This is a genomic window from Mycobacterium sp. SMC-14 (assembly GCF_046250075.1).
Lineage (GTDB): Bacteria > Actinomycetota > Actinomycetes > Mycobacteriales > Mycobacteriaceae > Mycobacterium.
Map to the genome: position 1 here is coordinate 3,269,870 of NZ_CP176429.1, position 16,856 is coordinate 3,286,725.

At 68.3% G+C, this 16,856-nt stretch carries 21 protein-coding genes; 10 read left to right on the plus strand and 11 right to left on the minus strand.

Translation table 11 applies throughout. The features are described 5' to 3' along the window. Positions 1-9 precede the first annotated feature (9 nt). Positions 10-306: an MGMT family protein gene (locus ACKY0W_RS15465; RefSeq protein ID WP_409434786.1), complete on the plus strand. Its 297-nt coding sequence runs from the start codon at positions 10-12 to the stop codon at positions 304-306. A 94-nt stretch (positions 307-400) separates the two neighbouring features. On the opposite strand, the gene ACKY0W_RS15470 is transcribed toward ACKY0W_RS15465, so the two are convergent. The 3 genes from ACKY0W_RS15470 to ACKY0W_RS15480 form a co-directional block, all read right to left on the minus strand. Next, positions 401-1,255, minus strand: a complete 855-nt coding sequence (locus tag ACKY0W_RS15470) for a TIGR02569 family protein (RefSeq protein ID WP_406758185.1) — start codon at positions 1,253-1,255, stop codon at positions 401-403. Between the two features lie 91 nt (positions 1,256-1,346). Next, positions 1,347-2,540, minus strand: a complete 1,194-nt coding sequence (moeZ, locus tag ACKY0W_RS15475; protein ID WP_409434787.1) for an adenylyltransferase/sulfurtransferase MoeZ — start codon at positions 2,538-2,540, stop codon at positions 1,347-1,349. A gap of 98 nt (positions 2,541-2,638) precedes the next feature. Beyond that, a complete protein-coding gene (locus tag ACKY0W_RS15480) occupies positions 2,639-3,673 on the minus strand; it encodes a DUF3152 domain-containing protein (RefSeq protein ID WP_409434788.1) in 1,035 nt (344 codons plus the stop codon). A gap of 202 nt (positions 3,674-3,875) precedes the next feature. Between ACKY0W_RS15480 and ACKY0W_RS15485 the strand changes: the two genes are divergently transcribed. Beyond that, positions 3,876-4,562 carry a TetR/AcrR family transcriptional regulator gene (locus ACKY0W_RS15485; protein WP_409434789.1) on the plus strand — a complete coding sequence of 229 codons (687 nt, stop codon included), beginning with the start codon at positions 3,876-3,878 and terminating at the stop codon, positions 4,560-4,562. On the opposite strand, the gene ACKY0W_RS15490 is transcribed toward ACKY0W_RS15485, so the two are convergent. The 4 genes from ACKY0W_RS15490 to ACKY0W_RS15505 all read right to left on the minus strand — a co-directional run bounded on the left by ACKY0W_RS15490 (position 4,552) and on the right by ACKY0W_RS15505 (position 6,540). Then, positions 4,552-4,806, minus strand: coding sequence for a DUF3107 domain-containing protein (locus ACKY0W_RS15490; RefSeq protein WP_409434790.1), 255 nt, complete (start codon positions 4,804-4,806; stop codon positions 4,552-4,554). The genes ACKY0W_RS15485 and ACKY0W_RS15490 overlap by 11 nt on opposite strands. Before the next feature lie 101 nt (positions 4,807-4,907). Continuing rightward, a complete protein-coding gene (locus ACKY0W_RS15495; protein WP_409434791.1) occupies positions 4,908-5,315 on the minus strand; it encodes a VOC family protein in 408 nt (135 codons plus the stop codon). Next, positions 5,312-5,764: a helix-turn-helix transcriptional regulator gene (locus ACKY0W_RS15500; protein ID WP_409434792.1), complete on the minus strand. Its 453-nt coding sequence runs from the start codon at positions 5,762-5,764 to the stop codon at positions 5,312-5,314. Before ACKY0W_RS15500 ends, ACKY0W_RS15495 begins: the two co-directional genes overlap by 4 nt. Positions 5,765-5,844: 80 nt before the next feature. Then, entirely contained in the window at positions 5,845-6,540 is a 696-nt protein-coding gene (locus ACKY0W_RS15505) for a ferritin-like fold-containing protein (protein ID WP_409434793.1), read from the minus strand. A 267-nt stretch (positions 6,541-6,807) separates the two neighbouring features. Between ACKY0W_RS15505 and ACKY0W_RS15510 the strand changes: the two genes are divergently transcribed. Both ACKY0W_RS15510 and ACKY0W_RS15515 read left to right on the plus strand, forming a co-directional pair. Beyond that, positions 6,808-8,310, plus strand: a complete 1,503-nt coding sequence (locus ACKY0W_RS15510) for a DEAD/DEAH box helicase (protein ID WP_409437802.1) — start codon at positions 6,808-6,810, stop codon at positions 8,308-8,310. A 14-nt stretch (positions 8,311-8,324) separates the two neighbouring features. After that, a complete protein-coding gene (locus ACKY0W_RS15515; protein ID WP_409434794.1) occupies positions 8,325-9,560 on the plus strand; it encodes a hypothetical protein in 1,236 nt (411 codons plus the stop codon). Between the two features lie 105 nt (positions 9,561-9,665). Here ACKY0W_RS15515 and ACKY0W_RS15520 read toward each other — a convergent pair whose 3' ends face one another. Further along, positions 9,666-10,466 (minus strand): ParA family protein, encoded by an 801-nt coding sequence (locus ACKY0W_RS15520; RefSeq protein ID WP_409434795.1) that lies wholly within the window; start codon positions 10,464-10,466, stop codon positions 9,666-9,668. Between the two features lie 78 nt (positions 10,467-10,544). Here ACKY0W_RS15520 and ACKY0W_RS15525 point away from each other — a divergent pair, with 78 nt between their 5' ends. Both ACKY0W_RS15525 and ACKY0W_RS15530 read left to right on the plus strand, forming a co-directional pair. Then, positions 10,545-11,141, plus strand: a complete 597-nt coding sequence (locus ACKY0W_RS15525; RefSeq protein WP_409434796.1) for an acid phosphatase — start codon at positions 10,545-10,547, stop codon at positions 11,139-11,141. 59 nt (positions 11,142-11,200) lie between these two features. Then, entirely contained in the window at positions 11,201-12,259 is a 1,059-nt protein-coding gene (locus tag ACKY0W_RS15530) for an isochorismate synthase MenF (protein WP_409437803.1), read from the plus strand. Here ACKY0W_RS15530 and ACKY0W_RS15535 read toward each other — a convergent pair. Beyond that, positions 12,219-12,653, minus strand: a complete 435-nt coding sequence (locus tag ACKY0W_RS15535; RefSeq protein WP_409434797.1) for a hypothetical protein — start codon at positions 12,651-12,653, stop codon at positions 12,219-12,221. The two genes, ACKY0W_RS15530 and ACKY0W_RS15535, sit on opposite strands and share 41 nt — an antisense overlap. Positions 12,654-12,666: 13 nt before the next feature. Here ACKY0W_RS15535 and ACKY0W_RS15540 point away from each other — a divergent pair, with 13 nt between their 5' ends. After that, complete coding sequence (locus ACKY0W_RS15540; protein WP_409434798.1) at positions 12,667-13,632, plus strand: diacylglycerol/lipid kinase family protein; 966 nt, start codon at positions 12,667-12,669, stop codon at positions 13,630-13,632. 253 nt (positions 13,633-13,885) lie between these two features. Beyond that, on the plus strand, positions 13,886-14,140 hold the full coding sequence (locus tag ACKY0W_RS15545) for a WhiB family transcriptional regulator (RefSeq protein ID WP_024443658.1): 255 nt from the start codon (positions 13,886-13,888) through the stop codon (positions 14,138-14,140). Between the two features lie 67 nt (positions 14,141-14,207). On the opposite strand, the gene ACKY0W_RS15550 is transcribed toward ACKY0W_RS15545, so the two are convergent. Next, on the minus strand, positions 14,208-15,704 hold the full coding sequence (locus ACKY0W_RS15550) for a sensor histidine kinase (RefSeq protein WP_406758172.1): 1,497 nt from the start codon (positions 15,702-15,704) through the stop codon (positions 14,208-14,210). 32 nt (positions 15,705-15,736) lie between these two features. Continuing rightward, entirely contained in the window at positions 15,737-15,952 is a 216-nt protein-coding gene (locus tag ACKY0W_RS15555; protein WP_409437804.1) for a biotin/lipoyl-binding carrier protein, read from the minus strand. Positions 15,953-16,215: 263 nt separating this feature from the next. Here ACKY0W_RS15555 and ACKY0W_RS15560 point away from each other — a divergent pair, with 263 nt between their 5' ends. Further along, on the plus strand, positions 16,216-16,653 hold the full coding sequence (locus ACKY0W_RS15560) for a hypothetical protein (RefSeq protein ID WP_409434799.1): 438 nt from the start codon (positions 16,216-16,218) through the stop codon (positions 16,651-16,653). Between the two features lie 115 nt (positions 16,654-16,768). Next, positions 16,769-16,843 carry a 50S ribosomal protein bL37 gene (locus ACKY0W_RS15565; protein WP_011728008.1) on the plus strand — a complete coding sequence of 25 codons (75 nt, stop codon included), beginning with the start codon at positions 16,769-16,771 and terminating at the stop codon, positions 16,841-16,843. Positions 16,844-16,856 lie beyond the last annotated feature (13 nt).

Consider the following 16,856-nt stretch of genomic DNA (forward strand, 5'->3'; position numbering starts at 1 on the left):
GCGCAGTCCGTGGCGGCCGTCACCGACGAACAGGTCGAGCTGGTGCGCGCGCTGATCATCAGCGTGCCGGCCGGCCGGGTCACCACCTATGGCGACGTCGCTTCCGCGGCAGGGCTTTCCAGTCCTCGCATCGTGGGGTGGATTCTGCGGATCGACGGCACCGACCTGCCCTGGCACCGAGTGATCCCGGCGTCGGGACGGCCGGCGGCACACTTGCGCACCGAGCAGCTGGAACGCCTTCGCGCCGAGGGAGTGCTGGCCGTCGACGGGAAAGTGGATCTGCGCACGCTGCGACACCGGTTCTGACGGTGGCACATTTCGGCGAACGTGTAATCAGGCCGAAAAATCGGCCGAAATCCCGTGCTGAGTACACGTTCGGCGAGACACGAGGAACGAGAAGCTAGAGCGCCAGACGCACTAGCGCCGCCGTGCGGGCCAGCCCGGGGAACGCCTCCTCGGTCGAGCGCGGATGCAGCGCATGTACTGCGAGTCGGAACATCAACGCCCGCAGCAACATCTGCGGCCACTCGGGCATTGTTTCCCACCGTTCGATGAGCCCATCGTCGGCATCGCCCCACGACAGGGCATCCACCACTACCACCCCCGCAGCCCACGAGGCCGGCCGCCAGTACGGCGTGATGTCGGTGATGCCGGGCGCCGCGGCGCCGGAGAACAGCACCGTGCCATACAGGTCGCCGTGCACCAGCTGGCTGGGACTCTTGGTGGGTTTGCGCAAGGTGGCCAGCTGGTTGATCAGGTCGATCGACCGCTGACCGTCCACCGAGCCCGGGGCCAGCCGGGCACCGGCCTGCAACGAGGCGAACGGCCGTTCCTCCCAGGCGGCCCGGTCCGCGGCGATGAACACGTCGACATCGGCCCAGGGCGCCACCGGCGCCTGGGTCAGGAAACGGGGCCGCTCCAACTTGGAAGTGGCTTCATGCAGCCGAACCGCCGCCGACACCACCTCGTCGTGGCGCGGCTCGGGGCTGCCACCGACGAAGGTGTCTGCTCGCCAACCCGACACCACATAACGTCCGTCGGTGGAGCGCACCGGGCGGGCCAGGCGGATGCCGTCAGCGAACAGCGTTTCGCGTACTTTCGCCGACCACGCGGCCCTGGCATGGTCGGCGACCATCGACAGGACAACTTCCCCGCACCTCCAGCCGTCTTCCCAGCCGGCACCGAGCGGAGTGGGCGAAACGTTGCGAATACCGAACGTCGCCAGCACATGTTCGGGCGGCGGCTCGATGGTCACGCGATAAGACTAACCGCGGTGATCGCAAGCACGGCGGAGCCGGGCGCGGCGGGTCACCGCCCTATGCGCGGTTTCACCGGGTCTCTAGCGCCTAGTACATGACCATGTCGGGCTGCATCTGCTTGGCCCACGCCACAATTCCGCCCTGCAGATGCACTGCATTGGCGAATCCGGCCTTCTTCAGGGTGGCCAGGGCCTCCGCCGAACGGACACCGGTCTTGCAGTACAGCACCGACATTCGGTCCTGCGGGAGCTTTGCCAGGCCCTCACCGGTGTTGATCGTCGACTGCGGGACCAACTGCGCACCCTCGATATGGTTGATCGCCCACTCTCCGGGCTCGCGCACGTCGATCAGCGTCAACGGTTGACCGGAGTCCAGCAGCTCGCGCAGCTCGGCGGGGGTGATCGTTGACCCGGCGGCCATTTCGGCGGCCTGTTCGGAGAGCACGCCGCAGAACGCGTCGTAATCGATCAACTCGGTGATCTTCGGCGTGGCGGGGTCCTTGCGGATAGCAATGGTGCGGTAGCTCATCTCCAGGGCGTCGTAGATCATCAGCCGGCCGAGCAGCGGTTCTCCGATACCTGTGATCAGCTTGATCGCTTCGGTGCCCATCACCGACCCGATCGAGGCGCACAGGACCCCGAGCACACCGCCCTCGGCGCACGACGGCACCATTCCCGGCGGCGGGGGTTCGGGGTACAGGTCGCGGTAGTTGAGGCCGCGCTCATTGCCGTCCTCATCGGCCGGCGCGTCCTCCCAGAACACCGACACCTGGCCCTCGAAGCGGTAGATCGATCCCCAGATGTAGGGCTTGTGCGCCAACACCGCTGCGTCGTTGACCAGGTAGCGGGTGGCGAAGTTGTCGGTACCGTCCAGGATCAGGTCGTATTGCGCGAACAGCTCGACTGCGTTGGACGCCTCCAGCCGCACCTGGTGCAGCTGCACCCGTACGAGCGGGTTGACCTCGGCGATCGAGTCACGGGCGCTTTCGGCTTTCGCGCGGCCGATGTCGGAGATCCCGTGGATGACCTGGCGCTGCAGGTTCGATTCTTCGACGACGTCGAAGTCGACGATCCCGATGGTGCCGACGCCGGCGGCCGCCAGATACAGCAGCGTCGGCGCACCCAGTCCGCCGGCGCCGATCACCAGCACGCGGGCGTTCTTGAGTCGCTTCTGCCCCTGCACGCCGACGTCGGGAATGATCAGGTGACGGCTGTAGCGCGCCACTTCATCCCTGGTCAGCTCGCCGGCCGGTTCCACCAGCGGCGGCAGTGATATCGGCACCGGGCAATCTCCTCAACGTCGCGTCCGCCAATCCATCACAGCAGCTGCTGGGGGCAACGACAAACCGCGGGGAACCCTTCCCACGGCAGCTGACCGGCTCAGGCGATCGGCGAGGGCCAGGGGTTGAAGCGGCAGGTCTTTCCGTCGGGCTTGACCCAGTCCGGGTCGAACTTCGCCGCGTCGTCGTTGGAGGTGCCGAACGTCTGCTGCATCATCACCGGCGCCAGCCCGTCCTGCTTGTCGCACGGCTCATGGTGCTGATAGCCGATGGCGTGACCGACCTCGTGGTTGATCAGGTATTGGCGATAGGACCCGATGTCGCCCTGGAAGGGCACGGCACCGCGCACCCAACGGGCTTCGTTGACGAACACCCGCGGCTCCGACTTTGCCCCGTAGGACGGGTTGTAGCAGGACGCTTCCAGCGGAATCTCGTAGCCGCAGCCCTCCCGGACCGTGATCGGCGACGTCAGCGAGATGCGGAAATCCGGGGTGATCGGGCTGCTGCCGTCGACCCGCACGAACCCGATCTGCGGGGTGTGCGTCCAGCCCTTGGGGTTGCGCAGGGTCTGGTCGACCATCCGGGCGAACGCCTCGTCACCGCCGAAGGCGGTGGTGTCGATGCCGTTCTCCACCTCGATGGTGTAGGCGAACACCTTCTCGGTGCCCTGACCGAATTCGGGCTCCGTTCCCGGTATGACGTGCCAGGACATGTCGCCGGCTTCGGTGAACGGGCCGCCGTTGGGCAGCACCCCGGTCGGCAGGTTGACGTCGAACTCGGTGAGGCCGCGCGGCGGCGCACCGATGATCGAAGTACCGGCCGATCCGATCGTCGGCGGGCCCTGAACAGTGTCGTCGGCGGCCTGGGTGCGCACTCCCGTGCCGGTCACCGTCTGATACACCACCACGACGGTGAGCGCCATGAGCACCGGCAGCGCGTAGGCGCGCCAACCATAGGTGGACACGAACCTGCCCAGCCACGTCTGCTTGCGCCACTGGCGGTGCACATCACGGTCGGACCGCAGCCGCCCGGCACCGGCCGCGAGCGGGTCACGCTGGGCGCGCAGGGGCTCGCGGAAACGATCCCGTAGCACCGGGGCTCGACCGCCGCCGCTTCGCCCCGGGTCGTAGGTCACCGTCCCAGAATGGCACAAGGTCTGCGAGCTGGGACTCTGCGGCACGCCAGGAGGGCACTGCGAGGACTTCGAAATGCTGATCGATGCCGGACTGGCGGATGTCGCTGGTGGAAGTGACGGGTGTAGCGCGTAGTCTCGCTCTCACGCACCGGCCGTCGCGGACCCAGTCCCAGGCGTCCGGCCGAACCAGATTGAGGAGTCGATGAGCAAACCGATCGACACGGCAGAGCGGGACGGCGCCCAGCCGTCCGGCCGCCGCTCGAGCGCCGCCAAGGCGTCGACTGGGGGCGGCCGTCGGGGCAGCCGGCTACCCCGCGACGAGCGACGCGGTCAGCTGCTGATCGCCGCCAGCGATGTATTCGTCGAACGCGGTTACCACGCTGCCGGCATGGATGAGATCGCCGAGCGGGCCGGTGTCAGCAAACCAATCCTCTACCAGCACTTCGCGTCGAAGCTGGAGCTGTACCTGGCGGTGCTGGCCCGGCACGTGGAGAACCTGGTCTCCGGTGTCCGTCAGGCACTGCGGACCACCACCGACAACCGCCAGCGGTTGCGTTCGGCGGTGCAGGCATTCTTCGACTTCATCGAGCACGACAGCCAGGGCTACCGGCTGATCTTCGAGAACGACAACGTCGCCGAGCCGCAGGTAGCGGTCCAGGTGCGGGTGGCCACCGAGTCGTGCATCGATGCGATTTTCGACCTGGTCAGCCGTGACTCCGGCCTGGACCCGCACCGCGCCCGGATGGTCGCGGTGGGGTTGGTCGCGATCAGCGTCGACTGCGCCCGGTACTGGCTGGACAGTGACCGCCCGATCTCCAAGGACGACGCCGTCGACGGGACGGTGGCGTTCGCCTGGGGCGGTCTGTCACACGTGCCGCTTACGCGGTAGCAGCGTCGGCACCGATCCCGAAACCGACCCGGCGGCTGTCGGCCACGCCGATCTCCACGTAGGCGATCTTAGCGGCCTGCACCAGGTAGCGACGGCCCTTTTCGTCGGTGAGGGAGAGCAGTCCCGCGCTCTCCGCGCCCTTGCCCAACGCGACGCCGACCAGCTTCTCGACTTCATCGGGCGTCTGCGCACTGTTGATCACCAGTTCGCGCGCGCTGTCGGTGACCCCGATCTTGACCTCCACGCCGGCCCCTTTCGTTTGCGTTGGGCGTTGCTAAGCAGGCTAGTGGACGGGCGCCCGGTTGGTGCGCACCGGACTGTTCGCCCTCGGCGATAACGGACTTCTCAGCGTTGTTGAATGCGAACCATGTTGCCGGCGGGATCACGGAAAGCGCAGTCCCGCACGCCATATGGCTGCTGCGTCGGCTCTTGGACCACTTCGGCGTCCGTCGCCTGCAGCCGATTGAAGACGCCGTCAAGATCGTCGGAGGCCAGCAGCAGTGTGCCGTAGGTCCCCTTGGCCATCATTTCGGCGATGACGCGGCGCTCCGCGTCGGTGATCCCGGGGTTGGCCGCCGGCGGACACAAGACGATCGAGGTGTCGGGCTGATTGGGGGGACCGACCGTGATCCAGCGCATCCTGCCTTTCCCGACATCCAGACGCACCTCGAAGCCCAGCGCGTCGCGGTAGAAGGCGACGGAGGCTTCCGGATCGTCGTGCGGCAGGAAACTCGAGTGAATGGTGATGTTCATAGCGGTGACGGTAGGTGCAGCGCGCCGGCCGGGGCTTCTCGATTCCTGATCGGTCTGGTGACCTGCTTCTCCAAACACGACGGGATGCCCGCGGTGAGGTGCCTGGTCTCCGCCCGATAGCGGCTCGGTGGCATCCCGACAAGTTCGGTGAAGCGGGTGCTGAACGTCCCCAGCGAGGAGCAGCCCACCGCGAAACAGACCTCGGTGACGCTCATGTCTCCGCACCGCAGCAATGCCATCGCACGTTCGATCCGCCGGGTCATCAGGTAGGAGTAAGGCGATTCGCCGTAGGCGAGCTTGAATTGTCGCGACAAGTGCCCCGTGGACAGGTGAACGTCGCGAGCCAGTGCTTCCAGGTTCAGCGGTTGGGCGTAGTCCCGGTCGATCCGGTCCCGAACGCGTCGCAGCCGCGCGAGGTCACGCAGGTCCTGGGCACGCCCGCCAGTCACCCGCTGACATTATCGCGGCGACCCGCTTCGTTGACGGCGGCGACCCGCTTCGCCCGGCTCCGCCGCGCTCGCGATCGCCGCTAGGCCAACCCCAGCTCGCGCATGCGTTCGTCGTGGGTGTGTTGGAGACGGTCGAAGAACCCGGCCATCTGGGCCAACCCGGCCGCTCCGGATACCACCAGATCGACGAGTTCGTCGCGGTCGGCCAACACGTACTGGGCCTGGGTGATCGCCTCACCGAGCAGGCGGCGCGACCACAACGCGAGCCGGCTGCGTTGTTTGGTGCTGGCCGTGACCGCGCCGCGCACCTCGTCGACGACGAACTGCGAGTGCTTGGTCTCGGCGAGCACCGCACGCACCACGTCGCCCACCTCGTCGGGAAGTCCGTCGGCGATCTGCAGGTAGAAGTCGGCGGCCATCGCGTCGCCGATGTAGGTCTTGACCAATGCCTCCAGCCAGGTGCTGGGCATCGTCAGCCGGTGGTAATTGTCAAGGGCGTTAGCGTATTTCGACATCGCCGCGACCGCGTCGACACCGCGGCGCTCAAGCGCTTCGCGGAGCAGTTCGAAGTGGCCCATCTCCGCGGCCGCCATCGCCGCCATCGAGATCCGGCCACGCAGATCGGGCGCCATCCGGGCTTCGTCGGTGAGCCGGTAGAACGCGGCCACCTCGCCGTAAGCCAGTACCGCGAAAAGCTCGTTGACACCGGGATGATCGGCGGACAGCCGCGGCGGGGAAGTCTGCGCTTCCGCGTCGGCGGAGGGAACCGAATTCATCACCACACTGTAGGCGTTCCGCGGCGGTAGACCGCTGCCCGGCCCGACCAGGTAGTATGAGCCCCAGGCAGTGCCTATTCGGCGCTGCCGCGCAATGTGCGTACACGCGGTTGGCCCGCCTACTAGGCGAGTGCAGGGCCCCCGGCGGTGCCTTCGAATGATGGGCAAAGTATCGACCGTCGCAGTGTGTGCGCCCCGACCCGCACCGCGATCGACTGACATACCGCGCCAACTTCGAAAGGCATCTGCCCGCGCATGACCCCACTGATCTCCACCACCGTCCCCACTACCCCTCCGAGCTTCGCCGAACTGGGCGTTCGCGACGAGATCGTCCGCGCACTTGCCGAGGACGGTATCGAGCACGCCTTCGCTATCCAGGAACTGACGCTGCCGCTGGCCCTGGCCGGCGACGACCTGATCGGCCAGGCCCGCACGGGCATGGGCAAGACCTACGGTTTCGGCATCCCGCTGCTGCAGCGGGTCACCACCAGCCCGGACCGACCGCTGACCGGTGCGCCCCGCGCGTTGGTCGTGGTGCCCACCCGTGAGCTGTGCATCCAGGTCTCCGGCGACCTGGCCGACGCGGCCAAGTACCTGACCGCCGGGGACCGTCCCCTGTCGGTGCAGGCCATTTACGGCGGCCGGCCCTACGAACCGCAGATCGAAGCACTGAAGGCCGGCGCCGACGTGGTGGTGGGCACCCCGGGCCGGCTGCTCGACCTGGCCCAGCAGGGACACCTGCAGCTGGGCGGCCTGGCCGTGTTGGTGCTCGACGAGGCCGACGAAATGCTGGACCTGGGCTTCTTGCCCGACATCGAGCGCATCCTGGCCCGCATCCCCGACGACCGGCAGTCCATGCTGTTCTCCGCGACCATGCCCGGCCCGATCATCACGCTGGCCCGCAGCTTCATGAACCAGCCGACCCACATCCGCGCCGAGGCGCCGCACTCCTCGGCCGTGCACGACGCCACCGAGCAGTTCGTCTACCGGGCGCACGCGCTGGACAAGGCCGAGCTGGTGGCTCGGGTGCTGCAGGCCCGCGGTCGCGGCGCCACGATGATCTTCACCCGCACCAAGCGGACCGCCCAGAAGGTCGCCGACGACCTGAACGAGCGCGGGTTCAAGGTGGGTGCGGTGCATGGTGACCTCAACCAGGTGGCTCGCGAGAAGGCACTCAAGGCGTTCCGCACCGGCGACATCGACGTGCTGGTGGCCACCGATGTGGCCGCCCGCGGCATCGACATCGACGACGTCACTCACGTCATCAACTACCAGTGCCCCGACGATGAGAAGACCTACGTGCACCGCATCGGCCGCACCGGCCGCGCCGGTAAGACCGGCGTCGCCGTCACCTTGGTCGACTGGGACGAGCTGGCTCGCTGGACCCTGATCGACAAGGCCCTCAACCTGTGCTGCCCGGACCCGGCGGAGACCTATTCCAGCTCTCCGCACCTGTTCACCGAGCTGAACATTCCCACCGAGGCCGGCGGCTCCATCGGCCAGGCGCGCCGGTCACCGGCCAAGCGGCCCGAAGGCGAGACCCGCGAGACGGCCGCCGACCGGCAGCGGGCACCCCGCAACACCACCCGGGCACGGCGGCGCACCCGGGGCGGCGGTCAGGCGGGCGCGGCCGACAGCGCTCAGCAGGCCGTCGAAACGGGTGAGACCGGCACCGCCCCCTCCTCCGACGCCACCGGGCCCAGTGCCCCGCGTCGTCGCCGCCGTCGGCGTCCCAACAAGGCCGCGGCCGCTGCCGCGAACGGCAGCTGAGCTAGGCCGCCCAGATGGTGCGACCCGAGCGGCGCACCTCCGGCGATCTGGTGGCGGCGGCGCTGATCGCAGTCGTAGTCGTCGTCGTCGGGGTGGTCATCTGGTGGGCCAGCGATGCCCGCACCACGATCAGCCGGCCCGCATCGGACTCGGCGACCAATCCCCCATCGGCGGCGATGGTGCCGGTGGCGCTGTCTCAGCTGTGGACGACGGCCAGTCCGGCCACCTGGGCGCCGGTGCTGGTCTCCGGCACGGTGATCACCGGCGACGGCCCGAGGATGAGCGGGCGCGACCCGGCCACCGGGGAGGAACGCTGGAGCTATTCGCGCGACGTCGACCTGTGCGGGGTTTCCTGGATCTACCGGTATGCCGTCGCGGTCTACCCCGATACTCGCGGCTGCGGTCAGGTCAGCTCAATCGTCGCCGCGGACGGCCTGCGCGGTCCGGCCCGAACCAGCTACGCCGACCGGACCGTGCGGGTCACCTCCGAAGGCAGTTCAGTGCTCTCCGTCGGCGCCACCCGCCTGGAACTGTGGCGTTCGGACCTGGTCCGCGTGCTGTCCTACGGGGAGATCGACGCCCGGGTGAAACCGTCGGCACGTGGCCGCGGCCAGGGCTGCACCCTGGTCTCGGCGGCGGCGGCCTCCTCGGCGGTCTCGGTGTTGGAAGCCTGCCCAGGCCAGGAAGACCTGCAATTGACCCTGCTGCGCGCGGGCAAGGAAGAAGACGAGCCGGAGACCCAGCACATCGCCGAGCGCGGAGTGACCGCCGACTCCGGCGCGCGGGTGCTTGCGGTGACCGACTCGGACGCCGGCACCAACACCGCGATCTATCTGCCCACCCCACAGCCCCGGGTGGAGGTCGTCGACCAGACCGGCAGCACGATCGCCAAGACTCTGCTGCCCGCCAAGCCCACCCCCGATAGCGCCGCACTCCCGGTGTCGCGGCCCACCGGGCTGATCTGCTGGTGGACCGGCGATGCCGTGATGGTGTTCGACTCCGGAACCCTGACCTACCGCTACACCATCCCGCGCTCGGGCGCCGCGGTTCCGCTGGGGCCGGCGGCGGCGATGGCCGGTCGCCTGCTGATCCCGGTGACCGACGGGGTCGGCGTTTTCGACCAGAACACCGGCACTGCCGAACGGATCATCCCGGTCGGTCGTCCACCCGGGGTCTCGACGGTGTTTCCGGCGGTGTCGGGTCCGACGGTGCTGGAGCAGCGCGGCGACACCATCGTCGCGCTGGGCTGATGGCGGCCCGAATCCATCGGCTCCTCCACCGGCGCGAGGGTGCATAGTCGTACGCCGCCAACCGGCGTGTCGCCGTACAGACGCGCACGCTCGCGCGAAAGGGCGCTAGACCTCGGGAGTGAATGTGGGCAGCGTCTTGCCGTTCTTCCAGTACTTGAGCAACGCCTCGGCCAGCTGCCGATAGGCCTGCGCGCCCTTGTTTTTGCGCCCCGCGATCACCGACGCGCCCGATGCGCTGGCCTCGGCGAAACGCACCGTACGCGGGATCGGCGGGGCCAGCACCGGCAGCTCGTAGCGGTCGGCGATGTCGAGCAACACGTCGCGACTATGGGTGGTGCGCGAGTCGTAGAGCGTCGGCAGCGCGCCCAGCAGACGTAGCTTGGGGTTGGTGATCTGCTGGACGTCGGAGACGGTGCGCAGGAATTGGCCGACGCCTCGGTGCGCCAGGGTCTCGCATTGCAGCGGCACGATCACCTCGCCGGCCGCGGTCAGACCATTGAGGGTCAGCACACCCAGTGACGGCGGGCAGTCGATGACCACCACGTCGAACTCGTCGTCCAGCTTGGCCAGCGCCCGCTGCAGGGCGTATTCGCGCCCGGCCCGCATCAGCAGCATCGCCTCGGCGCCGGCCAGGTCGATGTTGGCCGGCAGCAGGGTCATTCCCTCGTCGGTCGGCACCAGTGCCGTGTTGGGTTCCACCTCGCCGAGCAGCACCTCGTGCACCGATACCGGCAGCTTGTCGGGGTCGTGCCCCAGCGAGAAGGTCAAGCAGCCCTGTGGGTCGAGGTCGACCAGCAGCACCCGCCGGCCCAGCTCGGCCATCGCCGCACCCAGCGACGCCACCGTCGTGGTCTTGGCCACGCCGCCTTTCTGGTTGGCAACCGCCAAGATCCGCATCCCCGTCACACCGACATACTGGCACGGCTTGCGCCGCGGGAGCACCAAACGCCGGTCGGTGTCCGCCGTCGGGCAGAATCGACGGGCGTGGGGATCGAGGAGCACCGACTTCTGCTGCTGCGTCACGGCGAAACCGAGTGGTCCCAAAGTGGTCGGCACACTGGACGCACCGATCTGGAGTTGACCGAGGTGGGGCGGCGCCAGGCCGTCGCCGCCCGCGCGACGCTGACAAAGCTTGCGCTGGACAACCCGCTGGTGATCTGCAGCCCGCGCCGCCGCACCCAGACGACCGCCGAGCTGGCCGGACTGCACGTCGATGAGATCTCTGGCGACCTCGCCGAGTGGGACTACGGCCGCTACGAAGGGCTGACCACCGCACAGATTCGCCAATCCGAATCCGACTGGCTGATCTGGACACACGGCAGTGCCGGCGGTGAGTCGGTGGCGCAGGTCAGCGACCGCGCCGACCGGATGGTTGCGTTGGCGCTGCGGCAGCTCGCCTCGCGTGACGTGGTGTTCGTCGGCCACGGCCACTTCTCCCGGGCGGTGATCACCCGCTGGCTCGAGCTGCCGTTGGCCGATGGAGCGCGGTTCGGGATGACCGTGGCGTCGCTGGCCGTCTGCGGATTCGAGCACGGGGTGCGCCAGCTCGTCGCACTCGGGTTGACCGGACCGGGAGCCTGAGGTTGCCGACACCGACGTTCGTGCTTTCCGGACCCGCTGGGACGCTGTCGGCCGACGCGATGACAACCGGGTTCGCCGATGTCGCCGCCGCCCAGGCCGCACTGTCCTGCGGCGAAGCACCGATAGTGGTGGGCGCGTTGCCGTTCCACCCGAATTCTGCTGCGGCACTGTTCGTCCCACGCGGGGTGCGACGCGACGAGGAGCTGCCGCCCGCGCGTGGCGCGGTGCTGCCGGCGGTCCACGTTGTCGCGCAGATTCCGCAGCCCGACGAGCACCGCGCCCGGATCCGCCGAGCCCTCGACGAACTGACCGCACCGCACGGATCCCTGCACAAAGTGGTGCTGGCCCGCGGGCTGCGCCTGGCCGCCGATGCCCCGCTGGATGCCGACACACTCCTGCACCGGTTGGTCGCCGCCGACCCGAGCGGCTACGGCTATCTGGTCGACCTGAGTGCGGCCGGGCCGGCCTACGCCGGCTCCGTCCTGGTCGGCGCCAGCCCGGAGCTGTTGGTGGCCCGCGACGGCGACCGGGTCACCTGCCGGCCCTTCGCCGGCTCGGCGCCGCGCTCACTGGACCCCGCCGTCGACGCGGCCAACGGCGCCGCACTGGCCGAGTCGGGCAAGAACCGCCATGAGCATCAGCTGGTCGTCGACCAACTGCGTGCCGCACTCGAGCCACTGTGCACCGAACTCGACATCGCGCCGGCGCCGCAGCTCAGCAGTACCTCCGCGGTGTGGCACCTGAACACCCCGATCACCGGCCGGCTGCGCGACACCTCCTTCACTGCACTGGATTTGGCTCTGGCTCTGCACCCGACGGCTGCGGTCGGCGGGGTACCGACGGCGGCTGCGGTCGACCTCATCACCGAACTGGAGGGCGACCGGGGCTTTTACGCCGGCGCGGTCGGCTGGTGCGACGCCGGCGGTGACGGCCGCTGGGTGGTGTCGATCCGCTGCGCGCAACTGTCCGCCGACCGCCGATCAGCCCTGGCCCATGCCGGCGGCGGGATCGTCGCCGAATCTGACCCGGATGAGGAACTGGCCGAAACCGTGACGAAGTTCCGCACGATCCTGTCGGCTATGGGCGCCGTTCCGCCCAGCGCAGCGCCGCCGGACTGAACAACGCCGCCAGCACCGCAACGGCCGCCGCGCCGACCACCACGCCGTAGCCCCAGCGGTGTGAGCCCACCCCCAGATACCAGGCGACCGGCAGCAGCAGCAGATTGGCAAACACCGCTATGCCACGCCCGACCCGTCGGCCCCGCAGCAGCGCCCAACCGGCTGCCGAGACGGCGGCACCGACGAAGGCGAACCATGCCGCGGTGCCGTAGCCATTCGCGTCATGCTGGTCCGCGCCGGCAAATGCCCGCAGCACCAACACCGCCGCGACAGCCAGCGCGGCCACGCCCTGCACTGCAACGATCAGGCCCGCGCCCCATACAGCGCGCGGTGAGTCAGCGACGGCTTTCACGCCGCCAGCGTAACCACCCGGTCCCACATCCTCGATGCCCATAGACTCGTATCCCGTGCGTGCCGTGCTGATCGTCAACCCCAATGCCACGTCCACCACGCCGGCGGGCCGAGACCTACTTGCCCACGCGCTGAAGAGCCGCCTGGACCTGACCGTGGTGCACACCGACTATCGCGGCCATGCGATCGAGATCAGCCAGGCCGCGTGCCGCGACGGCATCGACCTCGTCATCGCGCACGGCGGCGACGGAACCGTGCATGGCGTGGTCAATGGCCTGCTCGGCACACCCGGCTCGCCTCCTCCGGCGCACCTGCCCGCGGTGGCGGTGGTACCCGGCGGGTCGGCCAACGTGTTCGCCCGTTCGCTGGGCATCGCAGCCGACCCGATCGCCGCGACCAACCAGCTCATCGAGTTGATCAATCCCCCCGTGGGCCGTCCCACGTGGCGCCGGATCGGTCTCATCGACTGCGGCGAGCGGTGGTCGGTCCTCAACGCCGGCATGGGGGTCGACGGCGAGGTGGTGGCCGCGGTGGAAGCCGAACGCGAGAAGGGCAACGCCGTCACCCCGCTGCGCTATATCCGTGCGGCGGTCCCCGCGGTACTGGCCACCACCCGCCGCGCGCCGACGTTGACCCTGCAACTGGGCGACGAGCCACCGGTCGAAGGGGTGCATTTCGTGTTCGTCTCGAACTGCGCGCCGTGGACCTACGCCGACGAGCGATGCGTGTGGACCAACCCCGACACCACCTTCGAGGCGGGCATGGGCGTGTTCGCGACCACCAGCATGAAGGTTCTACCCACGCTGAGGCTGGTCCGGCAGATGCTGTCGAAACGGCCGAAGCTGCGCGCCAAACAGCTCATCCGCGACGACGACGTGGCCGCATTGCGGGTGGACGCGGGCGACACACCGATAGCTACTCAGATCGATGGCGAATATCTCGGGCTGCGTAGCACGATGACGTTCCGCGCAGTGCCCGACGCCTTGAGCGTCGTCGCACCCCTGGTGGAGAAATCCCGCTGACCTGCGGAGATAGCGCTCAAATCGCTCGATGAGCGCACAGTTAAGCCCACTGTAGTACACCCGCAAGGGCACGCTGGGAGCAGCCCCTCGCAAACGTGACCTAGGCCACGTGATAAAGCGCACCCTTGACATCTGTCCAGGCTGTGACACGATCGAGCGATCGGAGCAAGCCGTAATCATTTCTTGCGCCGCTTATAACAGCCGAAAAGCACTAGCGCACCCCGCTGCGCCCAAAGTAAGGAGTTGGAGACCTATGGATTGGCGCCACAAGGCGGTCTGTCGCGACGAGGACCCGGAGCTGTTCTTCCCGGTGGGAAACAGCGGGCCGGCTCTCGCTCAGATTGCTTCCGCTAAGCAGGTCTGCACCCGTTGCTCGGTGGTCACCGAGTGCCTGACCTGGGCGCTGGAGACCGGCCAGGACGCCGGCGTGTGGGGCGGCATGAGCGAGGACGAGCGTCGTGCGCTCAAGCGCCGCAACGCCCGTACCCGGGCGCGCAGCGGGGTCTGACCCTCAGACAGACAACGACGCGGCCCCGACTTGGTCGGGGCCGCGTCGTTTTGTGTCGGGCCCGGTTTCACAACGCCTGACGCAGGCGGCGACCCCCGACCGGAATGCGCAGCACCATCTCGGTCCCCCCGCCCGGCGCGTCTCGAGCGGTCAGCGAGCCGTTGAGCTCCGCTGACACCAGTGTGTTGACGATCTGCAGCCCGAGCCGGTCGGAGGTTTCCAGCCGGAACCCCTCGGGCAGGCCGTGACCGTCGTCGTGAACCACGACGTCGAGCCAACGAGCCGAGCGCTCGGCTCGAATGGTCACAGCACGGCGGTCCGCCTCTGCCTCAAAGGCGTGCTCGATCGCGTTCTGCACCAGTTCGGTGATCACCATGATCAACGCGGTGGCCCGGTCGGCGTCCAGCGAGCCGATCGATCCGATCCGGGCGACGTGGATCGGGATATCCACGCTGGCAACGTCGTTCATCATCGGCAGGATCCGGTCGATCACCTTGTCGAGGTTCACCACCTCGTCGACCGACATCGACAACGCTTCGTGGACCAATGCGATCGACGACACCCGACGCACCGACTCCAGCAGCGCCTCGCGGCCTTCGGTGCTGGCGGTGCGGCGGGCCTGCAGGCGCAGCAGCGCCGCCACGGTCTGCAGATTGTTCTTCACCCGATGATGAATCTCCCGAATGGTCGCGTCCTTCGAGAGCAGCGCGCGATCGCGGCGCTTCACCTCGGTGACGTCGCGAACCAGCACCGCCGCCCCCGCCGGCTGGCCATGCACGATCAGCGGCAGGGTACGCAGCAGCACCACCGCCCCGGCCGCGTCGACCTCGAACCGCATGCTCGATCCGCCCGACAGTGACTCACGCACATGTTCGGCCAGCTCGTGCGCCTCGAACGGGTCCGAGATCAGCGGCCGGGTGATCGCGACCAGGTCGTGACCGGCCAGCTCGGCGGCCAGCCCCATGCGGTGGTAGGCCGACACCGCGTTCGGGCTGGCGTAGCGGACCGTGCCGTCGACGGCCAACCGGATGAAGCCATCGCCCACCCGCGGACTCGAGCGTGACACCGCGATGTCGCCGACGTCGGGGAAGGTGCCCTCGGAGAGCATGTGCACCAGGTCTGCCGCGCAGTCCAGGTAGGCCGCTTCCAACCGGCTGGATTCGCGCCCACCCGTCAATGCGGTCTGGTGGGTGAGCACGGCCACGATACGGCCGCCGTGCCGGACCGGCACGGCTTCCATATTGCGTTGTCCGGCAGAGCCTTCCGAGCCTTCACGCCAAATCGTCCCGGAATCGAACGCCGCGACCGCCAGCGGCATCCATTCCGGAACCACGACGGTGCCGACGGCGTCACTGAGCAGCACCGTGGGCGCGGTATTTGGCCGACATTGCGCCACGCAGACCAATGCGCCGTCGGCATCGGGGTCACGACGAACCCACATCAGGTAGTCGGCGAACGACAGGTCCGCCAGCAGTTGCCACTCCCCGACCACGGCATGCAGGTGGTCCACCGCACTGCCGGGCAAAACGGTGTGTTCGGCGAGCAGGTCACCGAGTGTGGACATCGGCTAGGTTGCGCCGTTCACACCGGCTGCGATCAGCTGATCACGGCGATGAGATCGCCGGCCTGGATCACGTCGCCGACCTGCACGGCTACCTTGCTGACGGTGCCCGCGGTCTCGGCCAGCACCGGGATCTCCATCTTCATCGACTCCAGCAGCACCACGGTGTCGCCCTCGTTGATCTCGTCGCCCTCGCGGACCACGACTTCGAGCACGCTGGCCACGATCTCCGCGCGAACGTCCTCGGCCATCTTCACCTCGTTCATCACCCAGTCGACGATTACGTACATCCAAAAAGCTAGGCCCTATCGAACCACAACCGCCTCAGCCCGTCGGGCAGGGCGCTCGGGTAAGCGAACTCCAAGATAAATAAGAGGACGTAGAGAGTTCGATCCGTGATCGTGTCGTGTTTCTCCTGTGACAATTGCATAGCACCGTTACTCGAGTGTTTTGAACGCGTGACGAAATCGCCGTGACGCGGCACAAGTCGAGATCGAACTTGAGGAGTAGCGCGTTGTCTGTAAACCGTTTTGCCCAGCCACGAGTCCGGCTGACGTTGGTCTGCGCCGGCGCGATGACGCTGGCCACGCTCGGATTCGGCGTTGCATCCGCCAAAGCTGCCCCGACGCTGGTCGATGACCCCATGCCGATTCCGGCCCCGCTCGGCACCCCGGCCCCCGTGGGCGCCCCCAGCCCGCTCGGCATGCCAGGACCTGCCGCCGGAAGCTCCGCGGCCGGTGTGAACGCCGCGAACTCCTTCCTGCAGGTGCTCAACGGCATGCTCAACAAGGTAGTGCCCGGGGTGGGTTCGATCATGCCGACCGACGTCAGCTCGCTGACGCCGCCCGGTGCGCCCATGTCCGCGGGGCCCGCGCTCGAAACCCCGCCGGCCCCGGCGACCCCGCCGGCACTCGTGCCGCAGACCCTGGCGGGTGCGCGGACCTTTCACTGAGGCGAACACAGGCGCGGTGGCTGCGGTGGCGGGGCCGACTGGAGGCCCCGCCACCGCATCACACCCGGCGGCATGAGAGACTGGTCAGCCGGTATACCTGCTAGGAGGGCCAATCATGGCAAAACGTGGCCGCAAGAAGCGCGATCGCAAGCACAGCAAAGCCAACCACGGCAAGCGACCCAACGCCTAGAGCGTAGGTTCAG